This is a genomic window from Fructilactobacillus fructivorans (genome assembly GCF_000814735.1).
GTDB lineage: Bacteria > Bacillota > Bacilli > Lactobacillales > Lactobacillaceae > Fructilactobacillus > Fructilactobacillus fructivorans.
Genome location: NZ_JOJZ01000007.1, coordinates 25,238 through 44,619 on the forward strand (window position 1 = coordinate 25,238; position 19,382 = coordinate 44,619).

Genomic DNA, 19,382 nt, shown 5'->3' on the forward strand with positions numbered 1-19,382 from the left:
AATCATTAATCATTAACGTACTGACTTAAATATTCCCAACGATTCATTAACTGATCTGATTTTTGGTTTAATTCATCCAGTTGACGCTGTAATTCAGCTAATTTATCATAATTAGCACTATTTTCCTGCATGAGTTTTTTAACATGCTTGGTTTGTTGATCAAGTGAATCAATCTTATCATCAATTTTATTCCACTCAATCCTCTCAGCATACGTTAATTTTGTCTTGGCCTTTGAACTAGCTGATCCCTTAGAATCAGTAGAAGTGGGTTTGGCCTGATTAGTCTTTCGATCATGATTAACATGACTCTCATGGCGCACTTGTTTTTTTCTATCCTTTAATTTTTGCAGATAATCAGTAAATTGTCCGGTGTAACGCTCAATCTTGCCATCCCCATCAAAAATTAACAGGCGATCCGCCACTTTGTCCAAGAAATAACGGTCATGTGAAACAGTAATGGTTGTACCACTAAAATGCTGAATGTAGTCTTCTAACACGGTTAAAGTTCCAATGTCCAAGTTATTAGTAGGTTCATCTAACAACAACACATTGGGTTGCTCCATTAATAATTTCAGCAGATAAAGTCGTCGCTTCTCTCCTCCAGAAAGCTTTCTAATTAAAGTTCCATGCATAAACTTAGGAAAGAGAAATTGTTCTAGTAGATTAGTTACACTTACCTTATTGCCATCTTCATCAATTACATTTTGACCAACATCAGTTAAGTAACTGATCACACGCTTATCCTCTGGGATTGGTTCCATCTGCTGAGTATAGTAGGCCATTTTCACGGTTTCCCCAATATCAATGGTTCCAGACTGCAGGGGGATCTTTCCAGCAATTGCATTCAAAAAGCTGGATTTCCCAGCTCCGTTTTCACCACTAATTCCGATTCGTTGTCCATTTTGAATTAACATACTAAAGTCCTTTAAGATGGGCTTTTTAGCAATGGTCAAATCAGCATGTTGGATGTCAATCACTTTCTTGCCAAGCCGTTTTTGTCCCATGGTAATATCAACGTCTTCATCAGTTGGATTCCCCTGACTAACGTCTTCCTTTAAATCGTTAAACCGATTAATTCGGGCTTGTTGTTTAGTGGACCGAGCTTTAGCACCCTTCTTCATCCATTTAAGTTCTTGTTTATACAAACGCTGCTGCTTATGAGAAGCTTCCGCCTGCTCTTCATCTAATTCTGCTTTTCGTTGAACATAATCCTGATAGTTACCAGGATACTTATAGAGTTTTCCAAAGGATAACTCCCAAATTTGATTTGCAATCTGATCCAAAAAGTAACGATCGTGGGTAACGAAAACTAGCGCTCCCTTATATTTACTTAAAAATTGTTCCAACCAATCAATTGAATCAAAGTCTAAATGATTAGTTGGCTCATCTAGCAGTAAAAGATCAGGCGATTGAATTAAAACCTGAGCCAATCCAACCCGCTTTTGCTGACCACCAGACATACTACCAACCTTTTGATCTAAATCAGTAATTTTTAGTTGATTAAGAATATTTTTTACGTCTACCTCAGCCGTCCAAGCATCTTCCTCGTTCATTTTAGCTTCGGCATTCTCAAAACGTTTTTCAAAATCGGCATTCTCGGGATTTTGTGAATAATCCTTTAACGCCTTTTCATATGTTCTAATAATCTTAAATATCTTTTGGTCACCAGCAAACACCGCATCCATTACGGTTAATTTGCCGTCTAAATCTGGAACCTGCTTCAAGTACCCAATCGTATATGATTTGGAAGTTGTGATGGTTCCATTAACATCATGATCAATACCAGAAATGGTATTTAAAAGGGATGACTTTCCACTTCCGTTGGTACCAATTAATCCAATTCGATCATGTTCATTAATAATAAAATCCAAATCTTTAAAAAGGCTTTTTTCTCCATACGTTTTTGTTAGATTTTCTGCTTTTAATGTTTGCACAATATCTGCTCCAATTATTGCCTGTTAATTATTTTCTTCGACGCAGCAAGTAGTGAATCATAATCATTATTAACTTGTTCGCTAACAACTGCTTGTTCTAGATGTTTTAAGACTCTTCCCAGCTGTGGACCAGGTTTAAATCCATGGTTTATTAAGATCTTACCGTTAATCTTTAATTCATTTTTACTTTTAATGGGAAGATGTTCATACTCGTTTTCAATCCGATCATCATCAACCAAATGGCCAAATGCCAAAGCAATTTGACAAGCATTATCCAAGTCTTCTTTACCAACCAAGTACATTGTCATAGCATCTAAATTATCTGTCATAATTTTACGACACGCTAATACGACTAAGCGAACGTTTTCAGTTAGTTTATTAGAACATTTCCATGCTTTCATCATATGATTAATTTGATCGTCGTTTAAACCACATTGAACCGCTAACAAAGACCATACCTGCGTTTCATTGTTTAAATAATCTGAAATTGATAAAGTAGCTAAGTCAGCTATGTTTGAAACATAGTTATTAAAGATCGGCACATACTGAATTAGTTTCGTTTCAATCATCTGGTTTAGTCCTCTACTTGGGGCTTTCCCTAACATCATTTTGACAAATTCAACGTTAATCCGCTCTACCGCAATTTTTTTTAGCAAATAACTATGCTTGGTAATCGCTGTAAAGGTTTCTGCTTCAATGGTAAAGTCCAATTTACTGGCAAACCTAACCGCTCGCATCATCCGTAATGCATCCTCATTAAAACGCTGCTCAGGATCGCCTACGGCGCGAATGATATGCTTTTTTAAGTCGTCTATCCCACCAAATAAATCAATTACTTCCCCATTTTCTTTCATGGCAAGTGCATTGATGGTAAAGTCACGGCGCTTAAGATCATCTTTAAGTGATCTAACAAAAGTAACTTGGTCTGGTCGCCGATAATCTTGATACCCCGATTCAGTACGAAAGGTGGTAATCTCATACGATTTACCATCATACATGACGGTCACAGTCCCATGCTCAATGCCAGTGTCAATGGTCTTCTTAAAAATCGACTTAATTTCTTCTGGATAAGCACTACTAGCAATGTCCACATCGTTAATTCGTGTATGCAAAATTGTATCACGAACGGATCCGCCAACAAAATATGCTTGATAACCAGCATCTTCAATTACTTGTAAAACTTTTCTTGCATCAGTAAACTCATTGGGTAAATTTTCTATCTTCATGGTCCACCCACTTTCATTAATCTCATTCTACCAAAATTATCATACAAAAGTTAGACCTTACATTTGTTGTTGTGTTATAGTTAAGTTAAAGTAACTTATTACAGGAGACTAATTATGACAAATAATTATCCATATCAAGATCATTTTGAACGTTATTTAAGAAAAAAAGAACTCTCAGGCATTACCATCAGAGAGTATTCGAAAACCTTATCAGATCTTTTTAATTATTTATCCAATTTTAACGTTGGATACCAGCAGGATCATCGTGTCAGTCAAATCTTTGATCGTGACATCGAGCAGTATCTGGATATGATTGTTTCCAAAAGAAACAATGGAAATAACACTTATAATAAGATCTTGTCCCAAATTAACGTTTATTTTAAATTTTTATTTAATGACAACCTTAATACGCACCTTCCGACCATTAACATTAAAAGCAAAGATAAAAACGAGCATACTTCTTACATCACAAAATGGCTTTACTCTTTACCCGTTATTCTAGAAGATAACGAGCTCCACTATTACACTAGAATGACTCTACTACTCATCAGTAAGGGATATCAGTCGTCTGAATTCTTACTTCCGGGGTTTTATCAGGAACTTGATCACATTAAATTTTCATCAGAAGAACGCACTTTCCTATCACAATTCATGACGTTTATTACTCCACTTCAGATTCGTCATCATACTAAAGATCTTTTTTTAAAACAACGAATCGCAAAGGACTGTCACATCACTTCAGCAGGGCTTCACAAATATTTGAAACCAGATAGTGAATATTTACAAATGAACCTAAGTCCCAAGTATCTTTATCAATCATTTGTCATTAACTACTTAAGTCAACATCAAAAGGATAACGATAAAACGCTTAGTCGGAACCTTCGAATGGATCCTGCTTCGCTGTTATATTATCAAAAATTAGCACAAAAATAGGGAATAAAATATCTTTAGTGATATTTTATTCCCTATTTTTTATTCATAATCTTCTAGGTCTTCAAGCATATAAGCCATTTCATCATCAGTTGGAACTAACTTCACATAACGTTTCAACAACTTAATGGTTTCTTTAATTTGTCCGTTTTCTCTAAATAACAGGATGGCTTCATGTAAGAAATCTGGATTGTCATCAAAGTATGGCAATGCCCGTTGATAGTACTTTTGAGCTTCATCATATTTTTCAAGGTGTGCGTAAGAAACAGCTAAATTCCAGTAGATTTGCGGATCAGTCTCCTCATTTTTTACGTACTGGGCCAAAAAGTCAACGTTCTTTTGGTATTCACCTTGTTTTACGTACAAGTTGGATAATTTAATAATGAGTTCCATGTTATCAGGGTCAACTTTATGTCCCTCTTTGAGGTACTTTAACGCTAAATCTTCTTCAGATAATTTAGCAGCCACATCAGCAGCCCGAATGTACATATTAACGTTATACTGATCAACACTCATCCCCTCTTGATAGACTTTGAGGGCATTCTCTGGTTCATTCATTTCAATGTAGGCCTCACCTAAGTAAGGATATAGGGAAGCATACTGAGGATCATCCTCTCTCAACTGTTTAAGCATTTCAATTGCCTTAGCATAATCTTTCAGTTGAAGATACGTAAATCCAGTTTCAAACTTAACATCAGGAGTCATGTCAATTGGTTTAATCTGTTCAAGATACCCAATGGCCTGTTCAAAATGACCAGCGTTAGCATACGCTACCCCTAATCGCTCAACAAGGTTCACAGACGAAATATTTAATTCACCTTGTTTAATCAACCCTAAATAGATGGGAATCGCCTTATCAAACTGTCCCGTTGAGAAATATAATTCTGCTAACGCAAATTTAATCACATTCTCATCAGGATCAATTTTTTCAGCCTCTAATAGTTTATGCTCACTCACACTGTACATCTCTTGAGTTTGATAAAGATCAGCTTCAACCATTAATGCATTCACATAATTAGGTGAATCTGGTTTAATTTCACTCAAGTAGTTGAGGGCTTTGTCGATCTTGCCCTCAGAAATTAAAATATCGGCAATACTAGTCCGTAATTCATCTTCATCTGGATATTTTTTTAGCAAACCCTTATAGATATCAAGTGAGTCGTTTAAAAATCCAAGTGAATAAAGTTCTTCTGCCAAAGAATATAGCATATCATCACTATCATTTTCCTTAGCATTTTTAATATCATCATTAAATTGGTTCACATCACCCTTTTTTAGGGCTTCTAGGGCTTTCTCTGAATAAGTCATTACACATGTCCTCCTACTAATAAAAAAACCAGTACGCATAAGCGCACTGGTCAAGCGTTAAATAAAAATTATTTAACAGCTTCCTTTAAAGCCTTACCAGGTTTAAAGGCAGGTACTTTACTTGCAGGGATTTGAATTTCTGCACCTGTTTGAGGGTTACGTCCTTTACGAGCGGCACGATTACGTACTTCGAAATTACCAAAACCGATCAATTGTACCTTCTCACCGTGAGTCAACTTGTCTTGGATTGAGTCAAAGACTGCATCCAAAGCTGCGGTGGCATCTTTTTTAGTTAAACCAGTTGCCTTTGCGACATCATTAACTAATTCTGCTTTGTTGGCCATGTGTATTCACCTCCCGAGTAGATGTTTTTTTATGTAAAAAACACCCAATAAGTTAAAGATTAAGCCAGTGGAAACGATGTACTTCTACATCATTTCTAGTCTTAATTTAGCATAAGAATAGTGCCATTGCAACAAATAATGGGATTATAATCAACATTTATTAAAACTTTTTTAATATAATTATGATTAGAATATTATTACCATTAGTTGTTATTTCCGCCTTCTCGCAATCAAGTGAATTGGCGTGCCGACAAAGTCGAAGTTCTTTCTAATTTGATTTTCTAAATAACGTTTGTACGAAAAATGAAGCAGTTCAGGATCATTGACAAACAGAACAATCGTAGGTGGCCCCACAGCAACTTGGGTAACATAATAAATCCGAAGTCGTTTCCCATTTCTAGTTGGTGTAGGAGTAATTGCGATTGCATCCATAATAACATCATTCAACGTAGATGATTGGATCCGACGCTGATGATTTTCGTTAACACGTTTAATCAAGGAAGGTAATTGGCTAACATGCTGTTTAGTTGTCGCTGAAACAAAAATGATGGGAGCATACGCTAGATATTGGAACTGTTCACGAATGTCCGCCTCGAATTCTTGTTGCGAATGATTGTTCTTTTTCAAAGCATCCCATTTGTTAACAACAATAATGACACCTTTGCCAGCTTCGTGTGCATAGCCAGCAACCCGCTTGTCTTGCTCTCTAATGCCTTCTTCAGCATTAAGCACCATCAGCGTTACATCACTTTCATCAATGGCTCTCATTGCCCGCATAACACTATATTTCTCAGTTTTCTCGTAAACTTTACCACGTTTTCGAATTCCCGCGGTATCAACAATGGTATATTCCTGGCCATCGTTTTCAAACTTAGTATCAATGGCATCTCTCGTTGTACCAGCCACATCCGATACAATTACACGATTTTCACCTAAAATAGCATTTACTAGTGATGATTTTCCAACGTTAGGCCGTCCAATCACACTAAATTTAATGCTATCATCATCAGTATTTTCAGCGTTTTCCGGAAAGTTTTTAATAATCGCATCCAGAAGATCCCCAATTCCAAGCCCATGAGAACCAGAAATTGGATATGGATCGCCAAATCCTAATGCATAGAAGTCATAAATATCAGCCCGACTTTCAGGATTATCAATCTTGTTAACCGCCAACACAACTGGAGTATTAGCACGATAAAGCAATTGAGCCACTCGTTCATCAGCATCGGTCATTCCTTGTTTTCCATTCACCATAAACACAATAACGTCAGCTTCATCAATTGCAATTTCAGCTTGATCAGTAATTTGTTTAATGAAGGGCTCATCCGATACTTCAATTCCACCAGTGTCAATTAGGTTAAAATTATGTCCAAGCCAGCTTCCATGAGCATAGATTCGATCTCTAGTTACACCTGGCGTATCTTCCACAATCGAAATCCGCTCACCAGCAATTCGATTAAAAATCGTTGATTTACCGACATTAGGTTGTCCAACAATTGCTACAGTTGGTCTTGCCATTTTATATCACCTCTCGTTTTTAAGAATAAAAAAAATCCTTCATAAACATGAAGGATAATTTTCTAATTACTCATTGTCATCATCGTTTAATTCATTTCCCACAATGTCACCTAAAGTAAAACCATTTTCTTCTTCAGGAGCGTTATTGGTTGAATTATCACTCACATTTTTCTTTGGAGCTTTTTGATCATCTCTTGGATCTTTTTCAAGAGCTTTCATTGACAATGCTAATCGATGTTCTTCTGGTTGTACATCAAGAACTTTCACCTTAACATCTTCACCAGACTTTAAAACATCACTTGGCTTGTCAATATGCTTATGTGAAATTTGTGAGATGTGAACTAATCCTTCAACACCAGGGAAAACTTCAACGAAAGCACCAAAATCAACTAAGCGCTTAACTTTTCCATCAAGAACACTTCCCTTAGGAGCTTTTTCTTCAATATCACTCCAAGGACCTGGTTGGGTTTGTTTAATTGATAATGAAATACGATTACGGTCAGGGTCAACTGAAAGAACTTTAACCTTAACTTCTTCTCCAACTTTCAAAACATCACTAGGCTTATTAACGTGTTCATATGAAATCTCTGAAACATGAACAAGTCCATCAATTCCGCCAAGATCAACGAAAGCACCGAAGTTAGTTAAACGAGCCACCTTACCTTCGACAATGTCGCCAGGCTTTAGTGTGCTCATAATTCTATCACGAGCCTCTTTACGTTCTGCTTCAGCAATTGCTCTATGTGACAAAATCAAACGGTTTTCTTCAGGAACAACTTCGATAATTTTAACTTCAAGTTCTTGACCTTTGAATTGATTCAAATCATCAACAAAGTGATCGGTAATCATTGAAGCTGGGATAAATCCACGAACTCCATCAGCATTTACTACTAGTCCACCCTTTACTGCTCGGGTAACAGTAACGTTGATTGTTTCACCCTTATCGGCTTTTTCCTTGATTTCATCCCAAACCTTGAGAGCCTCAAGTCTTCTGATTGAAAGAAGATAGCTTCCACCTTCTTTGTCATCACCAATTCGAGATACAACAACAACCTTAACTTTGTCTCCAACTTTGTAGTTTGAGGTTGGGTTATCTTCCCTTTGTGCAGAGATTTCCTTTCTAGGAATAACTCCTTCAACACCAGCGCCTTCGATTCCCACGACTAATTGTTGGTCATCATCAATAGCTAAAACCTCACCATTAACAACGTCTCCAACGTTCACCTGCTTAATATTATCGAGAGCGGCTAATAAATCCTTGTTTGCATTAGTATCGTTTTCACTCATCAAACATTTCCTCCTTGCAACAACTCTAACTGCTATTTTATCTTAGTTGGAAATAAAATACCAGTTAATCGGCTTTATTATTTGAAAGTTGTTGAATTTTATTTTCGATTAATCTTGAGATTGCCTTCACCACGTCATCAATCGACATTGAAGTTGTATCAATCTCAGAAGCATCAGATGCTTTTTTTAATGGTGAAATCTTTCGATGGGAATCCTTATAGTCTCGATCTTCAATATCTTGCTTAAGTTGATCTAGACTAACTGAAATTCCCTTGGTTTGATCTTCTTTGTACCTACGTTCTGCACGTTCTGAAACACTCGCAATCAAAAAGACTTTAACATCAGCTTGAGGTAAAACCGTGGTTCCGATGTCTCTTCCATCCATCACAATTCCACCATCTCTAGCCAGAAACTGTTGTCTTTTGACCAATTCTGAACGAATTGATCCAAGCGCCGAAACAGCCGAAACATTATTAGTTACTTCAGTACTACGAATATCATTTGTAACTTCTTTGCCATCAACAAAAACCTTCTGAACTGGATCACCAGGTTCAAAAACAATCCTCGTCTTTTTTAAAAGGTTGAGAATGGCTTCCTCATCATTTAGATCTAATCCTAATCTGATCGCTTTTAAAGTGATTGATCGATACATTGCACCGGTATCACAATATATGTAATGAAATTTTTTGGCAACTAACTTAGCTACCGTACTTTTTCCGGCCGAAGCAGGCCCATCAATTGCTACTTGTAATCCATTCTTTCCCAAAAATAATCAATCCTTATTATTTATTTATAATTATTTAACTCGAAGACTTTGTCCGGGATGAATTTGGCTGGACGAACTAAGACCATTTAATTTTAACAGTTGTTGCATGCTGATTCCTGCGTTGGTAGCCACCCGATAAACTCCTTGACCCTTTTGCACCTTAACATAATCATTACTTCCAGAATTATCATTATTATCCGTTATCTGAGAAGACTTTTGAGTCGGTTGTTTGCTATCAGAGGTTGAGTTATCACTATTTGCATTACTTGGAGTTGTGCTTTCATTAGTACTGGTATTACCCTGAGTGGTCGGTGTAGCAGAAGATGAACCAGCATCATCATCAGTAGTATCACTATTAGTGGTAGCATCGTCTTGAGAATTACTTGAACTAGATGACTTCTTAGCCTTTCGATCAGGCTTACTGCTCTTAGCTTTTGAATGACTAACCTTACTTGATTGAGCCTTTTGACTGGTGGAACCTGTACCAACCGCACGCTCTTTAGAAAGACCGAAAACTAATGCAACAAGGGCAATAATTACAATAATTGAAACAAGCATAATCACAACTAACGAATTACTACGATGATGTTTTCGATACTCCGTTCTTGAAAGATTTCCATCTGGATCCGTGTCATCTGAAAATGAGTCATCCCACGGATCTTTCTTTTTATTATCTTCGTGTTTATCGTCCTTCATAAATATATCCCTCCAAAACTTCTATGGTGATTATATCATTTTTTGAGCCAAATTATTATTAAAAAAGTCTGGCTAAGATATTATGCCAATCATTTTTTATTTTAGAAGTATTCTTATTACGACCTCTTAATAAATGTAGTGAACCTAAATCGAATTTTTCGTTGCCAAAATCACAGCAAGTATCATCATGATCATTAAAACTTACGTCAAATAATGAAAGTAAATACTTTCTTCGGCAACCAACATTATTAATATAACTAATAACTTGTCTTAAACTTTGATCTTTATTCATCGCAACCATTGCAAATACTTTTTTAGTCTCCTCACAGCTATAGTCATGATTCATGTAAAACTGAAGAAGTCTTTTAGGTTGTTCACTCATTTTAACCTTAGGATCATCAAAAAACGAGTTAATCTGTTGGTCACTAGGAATTGAACTAGCGATCAAACTTTGAGCAATTTGTTCATCACCAGTTGAATAGAGCATAATTGCAATGCTCTCTTTCCCGTCTCTCCCTGCTCTACCAATCTCTTGAACGTAACTTTCCATGTCGGTTGGCATGTGGTAGTGAATCACAAACCGAATGTCATTCTTATCAATTCCCATTCCAAACGCACTAGTTGCACAAATAATTTGAAGTTCATTATCCATAAATTGGTGTTGAATCCGATAACGATCATCATTACTTAAGCCTGCATGATAGGACGCCACTTTCACGTTACCATCTGCTCTAATCTTTTCAGCAATTTCATCTGCTTTATCACGACTAGAAAAATAAATAATACCAGGATACTTCAGCTTATTAATCAAGCGAAACAACTCTTCTTGTTTATCTTCATCATTTGAACTTTGATGAGCCGCAAGAAAAATATTGGGCCGATCAATATTTTCAATGATTTTTTTTACATTAGTAAGCTGAAGATGACTAATAATGTCATTTTGAACTTTACGGGAAGCAGTAGCCGTGAGCATCAGTGTCTGTGGATGACCCAACGCTCTAATTTCATGGCCAAGATCCAAATACTCGGGACGAAAATCAAGTCCCCACTTAGAAATACAATGCGCTTCATCAATCACAAACAACCCAATATTTAATTTTTTCATGCGCCTAAGTACATCTGGACTGGACAATAATTCTGGTGAAACGAATATATACCGAAACTGATCAAGATGTTGCAACAAGCCTCTTCGCTGTTTCCAGTCATTCATAGAATTTAAAGCGCAAACTCGCTTTTCTCCCATAAAATTCATTCGATCAACTTGATCACCCATTAATGAAATTAACGGTGACACAATCACAACTGGCTGATTAACCAAATATCCGTACAACTGGTAAATGAGCGATTTACCAGATCCCGTTGGCATGATTGAAAGAACATCTGATCCACTTAAAAGGGCTCGAATGGTTTCACTTTGACCTGATTTAAACTCATCAAAGCCAAACCGATTATTTAGGATTTTAGTTGCCAAGTTCATACCATTCATTATTTAACATCCTGTTTCGTCCGTTTAATCTCAAGTAATCTAAATTGAAAAAAGCTCAAATGATTAGAAAGAAAATCTGATAGTTGCTGATAGTCCCAGTCATCGACTGAAATTCCGCTTAGGTGCCTGATTATCTTATTTTCTAAGTCATAGGACACAAAATCACGATACGGAAAACCAACTAGTGGCGTATAAATCGCGACCTCCAACAAATGCTCTAAAACAGTTGACTCACGAAGTTTTCTTCGCTTTTCAACTTGCTTTAAATCACGTAATTGTTGGTATTCAGTAAAAGTCTCCTCAGCGCTAGTAGAAACGGAATGCTTGGATAGCCCGTTCAGTAATGGAGCAACGATGGAATGGTCACGTTGGCTCATAAAACTGACCAACTTAGCATAGTTAATTAAATCATTAAGAGCAGTTTTAAATAAAGATTGATTTAAATTAGCTGCAATTTGTTGCATCGTTAACCCATTGGTATTAAATCCCACTAGTTCCTGAGCAAATAGACTAGCACGATCAAATTCAAGTGAAGATAAAAACTGGTTTAACTCATCTTTTAAAAGTGCACCTGCTTGATCACGATCAATTTGTCGATAATATTTTTTGATAAAAGCTTTATTGGTTCCATCAACGTTAATTGGATAATATTGCCTAACGTGATGAACCCGTTCTGAAAGAACTTGCACTAAAAGTTGAAAACGCTGCTTAAAGTTAGTCAAATCAATCTTTTGAAAAGTATGTAATGCAAAAGAAAGGTCAGAACCATTAATTTCCTGTATTAATTCTTCTTTTGCTTGTTTACCTGCGGCAGTTAATTGAACCTGATCATTATCAGTTCTCATAATTAAACCATTTTGAACTAAGGGATTAACCTCTAATTGATTAATATTGAAATAACGACCAACTCCTAAAAGATCGAGAAGTTGGTATCTCATTGCCCAATAGAGCGTTGCCACAGTCTTTTTACCAGTCAACAGATTCTCAATTAATCGAACCCTTCGCTTTTGGTGTGAGCTAAAAACCAAAAGACAAAGGGCCCCATTTGTACTATTAATCATTTCCATGAAGATCGCTTTTTAATCCATTTCTGCATTTGCTTTGCTATAATTACAAAAATCAATCCAATAATAATTCCTTTAATCAAATTAAAGGGTACTACTCCAAATAGAATGGTCTTTGCTAATGGAAAATCTAATTTTAAATTCGTTAATTTTACGTATAAGGGCGTGGTGATAAACAGGTTAGCAAGGCTTTCTACAATTGTTAAAGCAACTGTTTCTACCAACACAATTAGAAAATCAATAATATGACTTCTAAATAAGTACCTTCTCAAAAAGTAAAACACCAAAATCATCGTTAGGGATGCTAGAAACGAACTAGATAAGCCAACTAATTCAATTGGTGAAAAGCCCATTACCATCCAATAGATGAACAGCTTTAGCACCGTGGCCTCAATAGCAGCAGCAGGACCTAACAATAACAGGCAAATTAAAAGTGGAATATCCGAAAAATCCAATTTTAAGTAAGTCATGTAAGGAATGATTGGAAATGAGATCAACATCAATAAAAATGAGATCGCCCCAATCACTGCAGTTATAGTAATTCTTTTAATTCGATCATCTTTAGCTATCATCACAATTTCCTCCAATTAAACGTTCTCCAAGTCAATTAGGGTAAATTGCGCCATAAAAAACTGATCTTCTTTATACCAGACTTTACTGTCGGCAATGGGATTTCACCATCTCAACCAATTTTCATTGGGTAGTGGGCTGTAACCACCGATTGGGAATTTCACCCGACCTTGAAGACGTTTTATAAATTATTTAGTTAAATCATACAAATCTCGTACTTCTCGTTTTCGAAGCTGTCGAAATTCACCAGGTTGTAAATTTTCTAAACCAATTCCAGCAAACTCCGCCCGTTTTAATTTTTCAACGGGATGACCGACTGCCTTTAGCATCTCTTTAACTTCATGATTTTTACCCTCATGAATTGTTAGACGCAGCATCGAATTATTTTTTGAATTACCAGCCTTCGCAATCACCTCTACTTCTGCGGGTGCACTCTTATACTTTCCATTAATTAAAACACCTTCACGAATCTTTTTCAACTCTTCGTGATTAAGTTTTCCAATTACCTTAACCAAGTAGGTCTTCTTGATCTCATATTTGGGATGGGTCAATTGAAAATCAAGTGTCCCATCGTTAGTTAAAATGAGAAGTCCACTAGTGTCATAATCCAGTCTTCCAACGGGATAAATTCGTTCTGGAACTTTCTTAAAAAAACTTAAGACAGTTTTGCGATCTTTCTCATCATTTACTGATGAAATCACCCCGCGCGGTTTATACAACGCAAAATACACTAAGCGTTCTTTCTTTAATGGTGTGCCATCAACCTCAATTCGATCAGTAGGATCCACCTTAACTCCTAGCTGATTAACAACCTTACCATTCACTTTGACATGACCAGTGCTAATTAGCTCCTCTGATTTCCTTCTAGAAGCCACCCCATCATGCGCCATTACCTTTTGTAATCTTTCACTCATTTTATTGATCCTCCAATGGTTTCATCTCATCATCAAATATTTGAACGTAATCTTTGGGATCTTTCCCTTCATCAAGTTCTGGTAGATCATCAATTTTTTCAAGGTTAAATGCACTTAAAAATAAATCTGTAGTGCCATAGAGTTTGGGTTTACCAGGTTCGTTTTTTTCACCATTAACCTTAATTAAGTTCTGCGTAAGTAAATTTCGGATTGAAATTGAGCTATTAACTCCTCTAACATTGTCAACTTCAATTCGAGTGACTGGTTGTTTGTAAGCAATAATTGTAAGTGTTTCCAAAGCCGATTGAGTCAACAGATCATCATCCGCTTTCACAAATTTTTGTACAACATCAGCATACTCTCGCTTAGTTGACATATGGATGATATCACCATTTTGCAGTATACAAAGTCCAAATTGAGTGCTTGCATATCGTTTTTTTAATGCGTCTACTTCACGTTGGACTTCACTCTCACTTTTACTAGTCAGCTTCATTAATTGTTTAATTGTCATTCCAGCGTCTCCAGACACGTACAAGAGTGCTTCAATTTCAGCCATTAAATTCATTAATTCCATTTCCTTATTAAGATTTCTCCATCATTACTTGTTTGAACTACGCGAACGCTTTGGTGCTTAACCATCTCTAACAGTGCTAAAAAGTCTGTTACCAATTCCTCAAGCGGATAATTACCGCTTAACAACTTAGAAAATGGCATTTCATAATCTACAGCAGAATCTAGTTTCCGTCTAATGATTTCACTCTGTTCATTTACACTAAAATCCCAATCCTGAACCTCTTCAATCTGTGGAGCTGAGCTCAGGTGTCGCCGTCGCATAATTTTGTCCCAAGCGTGTTCAAGCAAACTAACTTCAAACTCGTTTGCCCCAATCATTACATCTGATTTATTAAACGATCGATCCCGAAAATGATATTGAGTGCGTTCTTTTTCCTTTATTCGTAATTTTTGGGAAGCCCGTTTAAATCGTTTGTATTCAATCAACTGTCCCACTAAATCATCTCGCGGATCCTCATCTTCATCATCGTCGGTCTCCTTAGCAAGTAACATCTTGGACTTAATCCGCATTAAGTTGGCTGCCATGACAAAAAAATCACCAGCAACATCGAAATTTAGTTGTTTCATCTGATTCAAATAATCAAAATATTGTTCAGTAATATCTTTAATATTAATATCATAAATATCCATTTTAGACTGATGAATAAGATGCAATAAAAGTTCTAATGGCCCATCAAAATCATCTAAGTGAATTTGTAGATTGTCGCTGCTCATGACTCAGCTCCCATTTGCTAATAACATCTTGGGTATTAAAAGTTCCCATGATCTTCTGATCTGGATACTCATTTTCAACACTATCAAGTATCCGAAATTCATTAAAAATAGTATCTGCATCAGGAGTCAGCGTGATTCTTCTTACAACCACATTCTTAGGATTAGCTTCAATCCCGACGATCCCGGCCCAGTTTCCAAACTGATCTTTCCACAGATAAATATCACGATTATCCGCATTTCGATACCAATTCATTTCTTCCAAGAGATGTTTTGTCTTATCACTACTTTTAGAAAGGGACAACATCCCCATCACGATCTTCTCATAATCATTACGATACTTAAATAACATTATAATCACCTCAACCAATTGATTATACCGACTAACTCATGCTCTAGGATGGTACTTGTCATAGACCTGACTTAAACGTTCATGAGAAATGTGGGTATAAATCTGAGTTGTCGAAATATCCGAGTGGCCAAGCAGTTCTTGAACCGTTCTTAAATCCGCTCCATTTTCGAGAATATGGGTAGCAAAAGAATGACGCAAAGTATGCGGAGTAACATTCTTTTTAATCCCAGCCAAACTTACATACCGTTTGATCTTTTCCCAGACACTCTGACGACTAATGCGACCACCATGAGCATTTAAAAAGACATAGGGTGAAGTTCGATGTTTAAGTAACTTCAAACGGCTACCATTTAAATACTTAGAAAGCCAATTTTGAGCAACGTTTCCAATTGGGACAATTCGCTCTTTATCACCCTTCCCAATGGTTTGAATCAAATTCATCTCTAAATGAAGATCAGATAACTTTAGATTAATCAATTCTGAAACCCGTAATCCCGTGGCATACAGCACTTCTAAGATAGTTCGATCTCGAATGCCATACTTATTATTTGTATCCGGCATTTTTAGTAAACGATCAACTTCATCTACAGATAGCACATCTGGCAGATGCTTGCCCTTTTTGGGTGTATCAATTTTATTCATAGGATTTTGTTTAATAATCTTAAACTCCATAAGATACTGAAAAAATTTACGTAACGTTGATACAAAACGAATGATAGTATTACGCGATTTGCCCTTTTGCTTCATCATTTCCATATAATTCAAGATTTCATACTGATCAACATCTTTAAACGAATTAACATGCTTTTCTTTCATACCAGTACAGAATTCTTTTAGGTCCTGCCGATAGCTTTTGATGGTGTTGTCAGATAATCCCCGTTCAACCAAAAGATAGTGAAGATAATCTTCAACTTGGTCATTCAACTATTTTCATCTCGTTTCAGCTAATTTAATTCCGGTTGGTGTTTCTTCAATGATCCGGGCCTTTAATAAGCGCCCAAGTGCTCGTTTAAACTGGGCTTTACTAATTCCAAAATAATCTTTAATTTCTTGCGGATCACTTTTATCGTTATAGGGCAATTCATTGTTTGGCTTATGTTCTAAGATGGTTTGAATCATCTTAGCATCCTCGCCGATTACTTCATATGCTCGGGGGCGAAGGGATAAGTACAGGGTTTTATTAGGACGAATCCCAATAATTCTAGCATTCACCTTTTCACCTAACCGCGGTTGTTGTTCCTCTTCCGACTTATCAATAAAGCCCAGATTATAATGATCGGTAATAACTTCAGTTCCCATTAGTTTGGGATTGATTACCCAAGCCGTTACGTCACGATTCTTTAACTTTGGATCATTCACTGGTTGAGAAATGGCTTTATATATCTGTGAATCAGCCAATTCGCCCCAAATGCGATTTTTACTATCCTTTTTAAGGGAAATTAGAAGTTCATCACCCACTTCAGGCCAGAGCGATTTAATATCAGGGAGGTCATCAAGTGAGACTGCCACGTCCTTATCTGGCAAACCAATATTGACAAAAATTCCTAAACCAAACTTAATACCGACTACTTTTCCCCATGCGTAACTATCGACACCCACATCGGGAACATTACGAGTTATTTTCATTTGGTGCTTTTCATTTTCGTATACAAATCCCTTGAAATTACCACCCATTTTGATGGGTTTCTTCAGTTCATCCTTGTTCAAAGAATAGGTAATCCCATTATTTTGGATAAAATATTCCTTATCATTTTCATCAATTACTTTTCCTGTAATTACGGTTCCAAGATCTTCATTCATATTATCTCTCCATCCCAACGCTTTTAATGACCATTATACCAAATAAAAAAAGCATCCGATATTTTCGGATGCTTTATTATTAATAATTATTATTTAGCTTTTGATTGATTACCGGCGTAAACGATTCCACGACGACCATCAACAGTAACTAATTGACCATCTTTGATGTTTTCAACTGCATCGGTAGCACCAACAATAACAGGAATGTTAAGTGAAATACCAACAACAGCAGCGTATGAAGTCAAACCACCGTTTTCAACAACGATTGCACTTGATTTCTTCATAGCTGGTAAGTAATCCTTGTTTGTGTCTTTAACAACAAGAACACCACCATCAACGGCCTTATCATTAGCTTCTTGAGCATCTTTAGCAACCACTGTCTTACCAATAACAGTTTCACCACCGACACCTTGTCCTTGAGCTAACTTGGTACCAATCAACTTAACACGGATAGTGTTAGTAGTTCCTTGATCACCCAATGGAACACCGGATGTGATCAAAATCATGTCACCTTCCTTAGCAAGTCCGGTTTCAACTGCTTTCTTAGCAGCTAATTCGAACATTTCATCAGGATTTGAAGGCTTGTCAACTAAGATTGGTTGAACTCCATAGTTAACCGTCAATCCACGACGAACACGATCATTAAAGGTTAAAGCAAGAATATCAGCATCTGGATGATACTTAGAAATCATTCTAGCAGTGTAACCTGATCCAGTTGCAGCAACGATGGTATGAATTCCCATGTCTTTAGCAATTCGAGCAACTGAATCGCCTAATGATTCGGTAACGTCACCATTGCCAAACTTTGGACGTGGAGTTCCAAATTCAAAGAAATGTTTGTCAGCTTGAATGTCGATCTTGCTCATCATTGAAACTGATTTAACTGGGTAATCACCGTTAGCACTTTCACCAGAAAGCATCGTAGCATCAGTACCATCATAAACGGCATTAGCAACATCAGATACTTCGGCACGAGTAGGTCTTGGTTCTTCTTGCATTGAATCAAGCATTTGAGTAGCAGTAATAACTGGCTTACCTAAATCGTTACAAATCTTAATTAAATGCTTTTGAACGGTTGGAACGTTTTCTGGTGGGATTTCAACTCCCATGTCACCTCTAGCAACCATCAAACCATCAGAAACTTTAATGATTTCATTAAAGTTATCGATTCCTTCTTGTGATTCAATCTTAGGGAAGATTTGAACGTCTTCCATATTCTTACTTTCAAGTAAGGCACGGATGTCTAAGACATCTTGTGGCTTTCTAACGAATGAAGCAGAGATATAGTTAATACCATGGTCACAACCAAAGAGGATATCATCAGTATCTTTTTTAGTAATACCAGGCAAGTTAATTGAAACTCCTGGAGCATTAACACCCTTACGTGAACCTAAGACTCCGTTATTTTGAGCAGTAACTACCAACTCTTTGTTAGCATCGTCTTTTTTGTCGATTTTGGTATCTAAAAGACCATCATCGAACAAAACGTGTCCACCAACTTTAACATCGTCATACAAACCGGGGTAAGAAACAGCAATCTTGTCTTTTGTTCCTTCAAGGTTACCATCCATTGAAATTCTAAATTGATCACCAGTGTGGTATTCAATCTTTCCGTCTTTTTGTACAGTGGTTCTGATTTCAGCACCCTTAGTATCTAAGACAATTCCAACAACCTTACCAGTTTTCTTTTCCGCTTCTTTCACCTTGTTCATACGATCTAAATGTTCCGCATGATCTCCGTGTGAAAAATTAAAACGAAAAACGTTTGCTCCTGCTTCAATAAGCTTAGTGATGGTATCAACATCAGTACTTGCAGGACCAAGTGTACTTACGATCTTTGTTCTCTTCATAAGTAAAGCCTCTCCTTTTTGCACGGCACACACCTGTGCACCACGCATTATTT

The 19,382-nt window shown here is 36.7% G+C and carries 19 protein-coding genes and 1 riboswitch; of the genes, 1 reads left to right on the forward strand and 18 read right to left on the reverse strand.

Annotated elements, in window-relative coordinates; genetic code table 11:
- Nucleotides 1-5: 5 nt before the first annotated feature.
- Together LfDm3_RS00220 and LfDm3_RS00225 are read right to left on the reverse strand one after the other, a co-directional pair.
- Complete coding sequence (locus LfDm3_RS00220; RefSeq protein WP_039142881.1) at nucleotides 6-1,934, reverse strand: ABC-F family ATP-binding cassette domain-containing protein; 1,929 nt, start codon at nucleotides 1,932-1,934, stop codon at nucleotides 6-8.
- 14 nt (nucleotides 1,935-1,948) lie between these two features.
- Nucleotides 1,949-3,160: a CCA tRNA nucleotidyltransferase gene (locus LfDm3_RS00225; protein ID WP_039142884.1), complete on the reverse strand. Its 1,212-nt coding sequence runs from the start codon at nucleotides 3,158-3,160 to the stop codon at nucleotides 1,949-1,951.
- Nucleotides 3,161-3,274: 114 nt separating this feature from the next.
- Between LfDm3_RS00225 and LfDm3_RS00230 the strand changes: the two genes are divergently transcribed.
- On the forward strand, nucleotides 3,275-4,093 hold the full coding sequence (locus LfDm3_RS00230) for a site-specific integrase (protein ID WP_010021422.1): 819 nt from the start codon (nucleotides 3,275-3,277) through the stop codon (nucleotides 4,091-4,093).
- 39 nt (nucleotides 4,094-4,132) lie between these two features.
- On the opposite strand, the gene LfDm3_RS00235 is transcribed toward LfDm3_RS00230, so the two are convergent.
- From LfDm3_RS00235 to pyk, 16 genes are all read right to left on the reverse strand, one after another.
- Nucleotides 4,133-5,398, reverse strand: a complete 1,266-nt coding sequence (locus LfDm3_RS00235; RefSeq protein ID WP_039142887.1) for a tetratricopeptide repeat protein — start codon at nucleotides 5,396-5,398, stop codon at nucleotides 4,133-4,135.
- A gap of 68 nt (nucleotides 5,399-5,466) precedes the next feature.
- Nucleotides 5,467-5,742, reverse strand: coding sequence for an HU family DNA-binding protein (locus tag LfDm3_RS00240; RefSeq protein WP_010021419.1), 276 nt, complete (start codon nucleotides 5,740-5,742; stop codon nucleotides 5,467-5,469).
- 210 nt (nucleotides 5,743-5,952) lie between these two features.
- Entirely contained in the window at nucleotides 5,953-7,260 is a 1,308-nt protein-coding gene (der, locus tag LfDm3_RS00245) for a ribosome biogenesis GTPase Der (protein WP_039142899.1), read from the reverse strand.
- 66 nt (nucleotides 7,261-7,326) lie between these two features.
- Nucleotides 7,327-8,547, reverse strand: a complete 1,221-nt coding sequence (gene rpsA / locus LfDm3_RS00250) for a 30S ribosomal protein S1 (RefSeq protein ID WP_039142904.1) — start codon at nucleotides 8,545-8,547, stop codon at nucleotides 7,327-7,329.
- A gap of 64 nt (nucleotides 8,548-8,611) precedes the next feature.
- Nucleotides 8,612-9,313, reverse strand: coding sequence for a (d)CMP kinase (gene cmk, locus LfDm3_RS00255; RefSeq protein WP_039142906.1), 702 nt, complete (start codon nucleotides 9,311-9,313; stop codon nucleotides 8,612-8,614).
- A gap of 30 nt (nucleotides 9,314-9,343) precedes the next feature.
- Entirely contained in the window at nucleotides 9,344-10,009 is a 666-nt protein-coding gene (locus tag LfDm3_RS00260; protein ID WP_039142908.1) for a LysM peptidoglycan-binding domain-containing protein, read from the reverse strand.
- Between the two features lie 58 nt (nucleotides 10,010-10,067).
- Nucleotides 10,068-11,495 carry a RecQ family ATP-dependent DNA helicase gene (locus LfDm3_RS00265; RefSeq protein WP_039142915.1) on the reverse strand — a complete coding sequence of 476 codons (1,428 nt, stop codon included), beginning with the start codon at nucleotides 11,493-11,495 and terminating at the stop codon, nucleotides 10,068-10,070.
- Nucleotides 11,495-12,556, reverse strand: a complete 1,062-nt coding sequence (locus LfDm3_RS00270; protein WP_191978905.1) for a helix-turn-helix domain-containing protein — start codon at nucleotides 12,554-12,556, stop codon at nucleotides 11,495-11,497. Before LfDm3_RS00270 ends, LfDm3_RS00265 begins: the two co-directional genes overlap by 1 nt.
- Nucleotides 12,553-13,131, reverse strand: coding sequence for an ECF transporter S component (locus LfDm3_RS00275; RefSeq protein WP_039142921.1), 579 nt, complete (start codon nucleotides 13,129-13,131; stop codon nucleotides 12,553-12,555). The genes LfDm3_RS00270 and LfDm3_RS00275 overlap by 4 nt, the downstream gene beginning before the upstream one ends.
- A gap of 59 nt (nucleotides 13,132-13,190) precedes the next feature.
- Nucleotides 13,191-13,311, reverse strand: a riboswitch (FMN riboswitch).
- A gap of 6 nt (nucleotides 13,312-13,317) precedes the next feature.
- Complete coding sequence (locus LfDm3_RS00280; RefSeq protein WP_039142924.1) at nucleotides 13,318-14,043, reverse strand: pseudouridine synthase; 726 nt, start codon at nucleotides 14,041-14,043, stop codon at nucleotides 13,318-13,320.
- A gap of 1 nt (nucleotide 14,044) precedes the next feature.
- Nucleotides 14,045-14,617, reverse strand: a complete 573-nt coding sequence (scpB, locus tag LfDm3_RS00285; protein ID WP_039142927.1) for an SMC-Scp complex subunit ScpB — start codon at nucleotides 14,615-14,617, stop codon at nucleotides 14,045-14,047.
- Nucleotides 14,608-15,330, reverse strand: coding sequence for a segregation and condensation protein A (locus tag LfDm3_RS00290; RefSeq protein WP_039142930.1), 723 nt, complete (start codon nucleotides 15,328-15,330; stop codon nucleotides 14,608-14,610). Before LfDm3_RS00290 ends, scpB begins: the two co-directional genes overlap by 10 nt.
- Nucleotides 15,296-15,679, reverse strand: a complete 384-nt coding sequence (locus tag LfDm3_RS00295; RefSeq protein WP_039142932.1) for a hypothetical protein — start codon at nucleotides 15,677-15,679, stop codon at nucleotides 15,296-15,298. Before LfDm3_RS00295 ends, LfDm3_RS00290 begins: the two co-directional genes overlap by 35 nt.
- A 36-nt stretch (nucleotides 15,680-15,715) precedes the next feature.
- Nucleotides 15,716-16,603: a site-specific tyrosine recombinase XerD gene (xerD, locus tag LfDm3_RS00300; RefSeq protein ID WP_039142935.1), complete on the reverse strand. Its 888-nt coding sequence runs from the start codon at nucleotides 16,601-16,603 to the stop codon at nucleotides 15,716-15,718.
- A gap of 6 nt (nucleotides 16,604-16,609) precedes the next feature.
- Nucleotides 16,610-17,479 carry a CvfB family protein gene (locus LfDm3_RS00305; RefSeq protein WP_039142938.1) on the reverse strand — a complete coding sequence of 290 codons (870 nt, stop codon included), beginning with the start codon at nucleotides 17,477-17,479 and terminating at the stop codon, nucleotides 16,610-16,612.
- An 89-nt stretch (nucleotides 17,480-17,568) separates the two neighbouring features.
- Complete coding sequence (gene pyk, locus LfDm3_RS00310; RefSeq protein ID WP_039142941.1) at nucleotides 17,569-19,329, reverse strand: pyruvate kinase; 1,761 nt, start codon at nucleotides 19,327-19,329, stop codon at nucleotides 17,569-17,571.
- Nucleotides 19,330-19,382: the final 53 nt, after the last annotated feature.

What these genes read in the sequence shown, in the direction of transcription:
- rpsA (WP_039142904.1), bottom strand. Translation starts at nt 8,547, where the DNA reads ATGAGTGAAAACGATACTAATGCAAACAAGGATTTATTAGCCGCTCTC.
- LfDm3_RS00240 (WP_010021419.1), bottom strand. Translation starts at nt 5,742, where the DNA reads ATGGCCAACAAAGCAGAATTAGTTAATGATGTCGCAAAGGCAACTGGT.
- der (WP_039142899.1), bottom strand. Translation starts at nt 7,260, where the DNA reads ATGGCAAGACCAACTGTAGCAATTGTTGGACAACCTAATGTCGGTAAA.
- LfDm3_RS00270 (WP_191978905.1), bottom strand. Translation starts at nt 12,556, where the DNA reads ATGATTAATAGTACAAATGGGGCCCTTTGTCTTTTGGTTTTTAGCTCA.
- LfDm3_RS00265 (WP_039142915.1), bottom strand. Translation starts at nt 11,495, where the DNA reads ATGAATGGTATGAACTTGGCAACTAAAATCCTAAATAATCGGTTTGGC.
- scpB (WP_039142927.1), bottom strand. Translation starts at nt 14,617, where the DNA reads ATGGAATTAATGAATTTAATGGCTGAAATTGAAGCACTCTTGTACGTG.
- LfDm3_RS00230 (WP_010021422.1), top strand. Translation starts at nt 3,275, where the DNA reads ATGACAAATAATTATCCATATCAAGATCATTTTGAACGTTATTTAAGA.
- LfDm3_RS00280 (WP_039142924.1), bottom strand. Translation starts at nt 14,043, where the DNA reads ATGAGTGAAAGATTACAAAAGGTAATGGCGCATGATGGGGTGGCTTCT.
- LfDm3_RS00225 (WP_039142884.1), bottom strand. Translation starts at nt 3,160, where the DNA reads ATGAAGATAGAAAATTTACCCAATGAGTTTACTGATGCAAGAAAAGTT.
- LfDm3_RS00235 (WP_039142887.1), bottom strand. Translation starts at nt 5,398, where the DNA reads ATGACTTATTCAGAGAAAGCCCTAGAAGCCCTAAAAAAGGGTGATGTG.
- LfDm3_RS00305 (WP_039142938.1), bottom strand. Translation starts at nt 17,479, where the DNA reads ATGAATGAAGATCTTGGAACCGTAATTACAGGAAAAGTAATTGATGAA.
- LfDm3_RS00295 (WP_039142932.1), bottom strand. Translation starts at nt 15,679, where the DNA reads ATGTTATTTAAGTATCGTAATGATTATGAGAAGATCGTGATGGGGATG.
- LfDm3_RS00290 (WP_039142930.1), bottom strand. Translation starts at nt 15,330, where the DNA reads ATGAGCAGCGACAATCTACAAATTCACTTAGATGATTTTGATGGGCCA.
- LfDm3_RS00260 (WP_039142908.1), bottom strand. Translation starts at nt 10,009, where the DNA reads ATGAAGGACGATAAACACGAAGATAATAAAAAGAAAGATCCGTGGGAT.
- pyk (WP_039142941.1), bottom strand. Translation starts at nt 19,329, where the DNA reads ATGAAGAGAACAAAGATCGTAAGTACACTTGGTCCTGCAAGTACTGAT.
- LfDm3_RS00275 (WP_039142921.1), bottom strand. Translation starts at nt 13,131, where the DNA reads ATGATAGCTAAAGATGATCGAATTAAAAGAATTACTATAACTGCAGTG.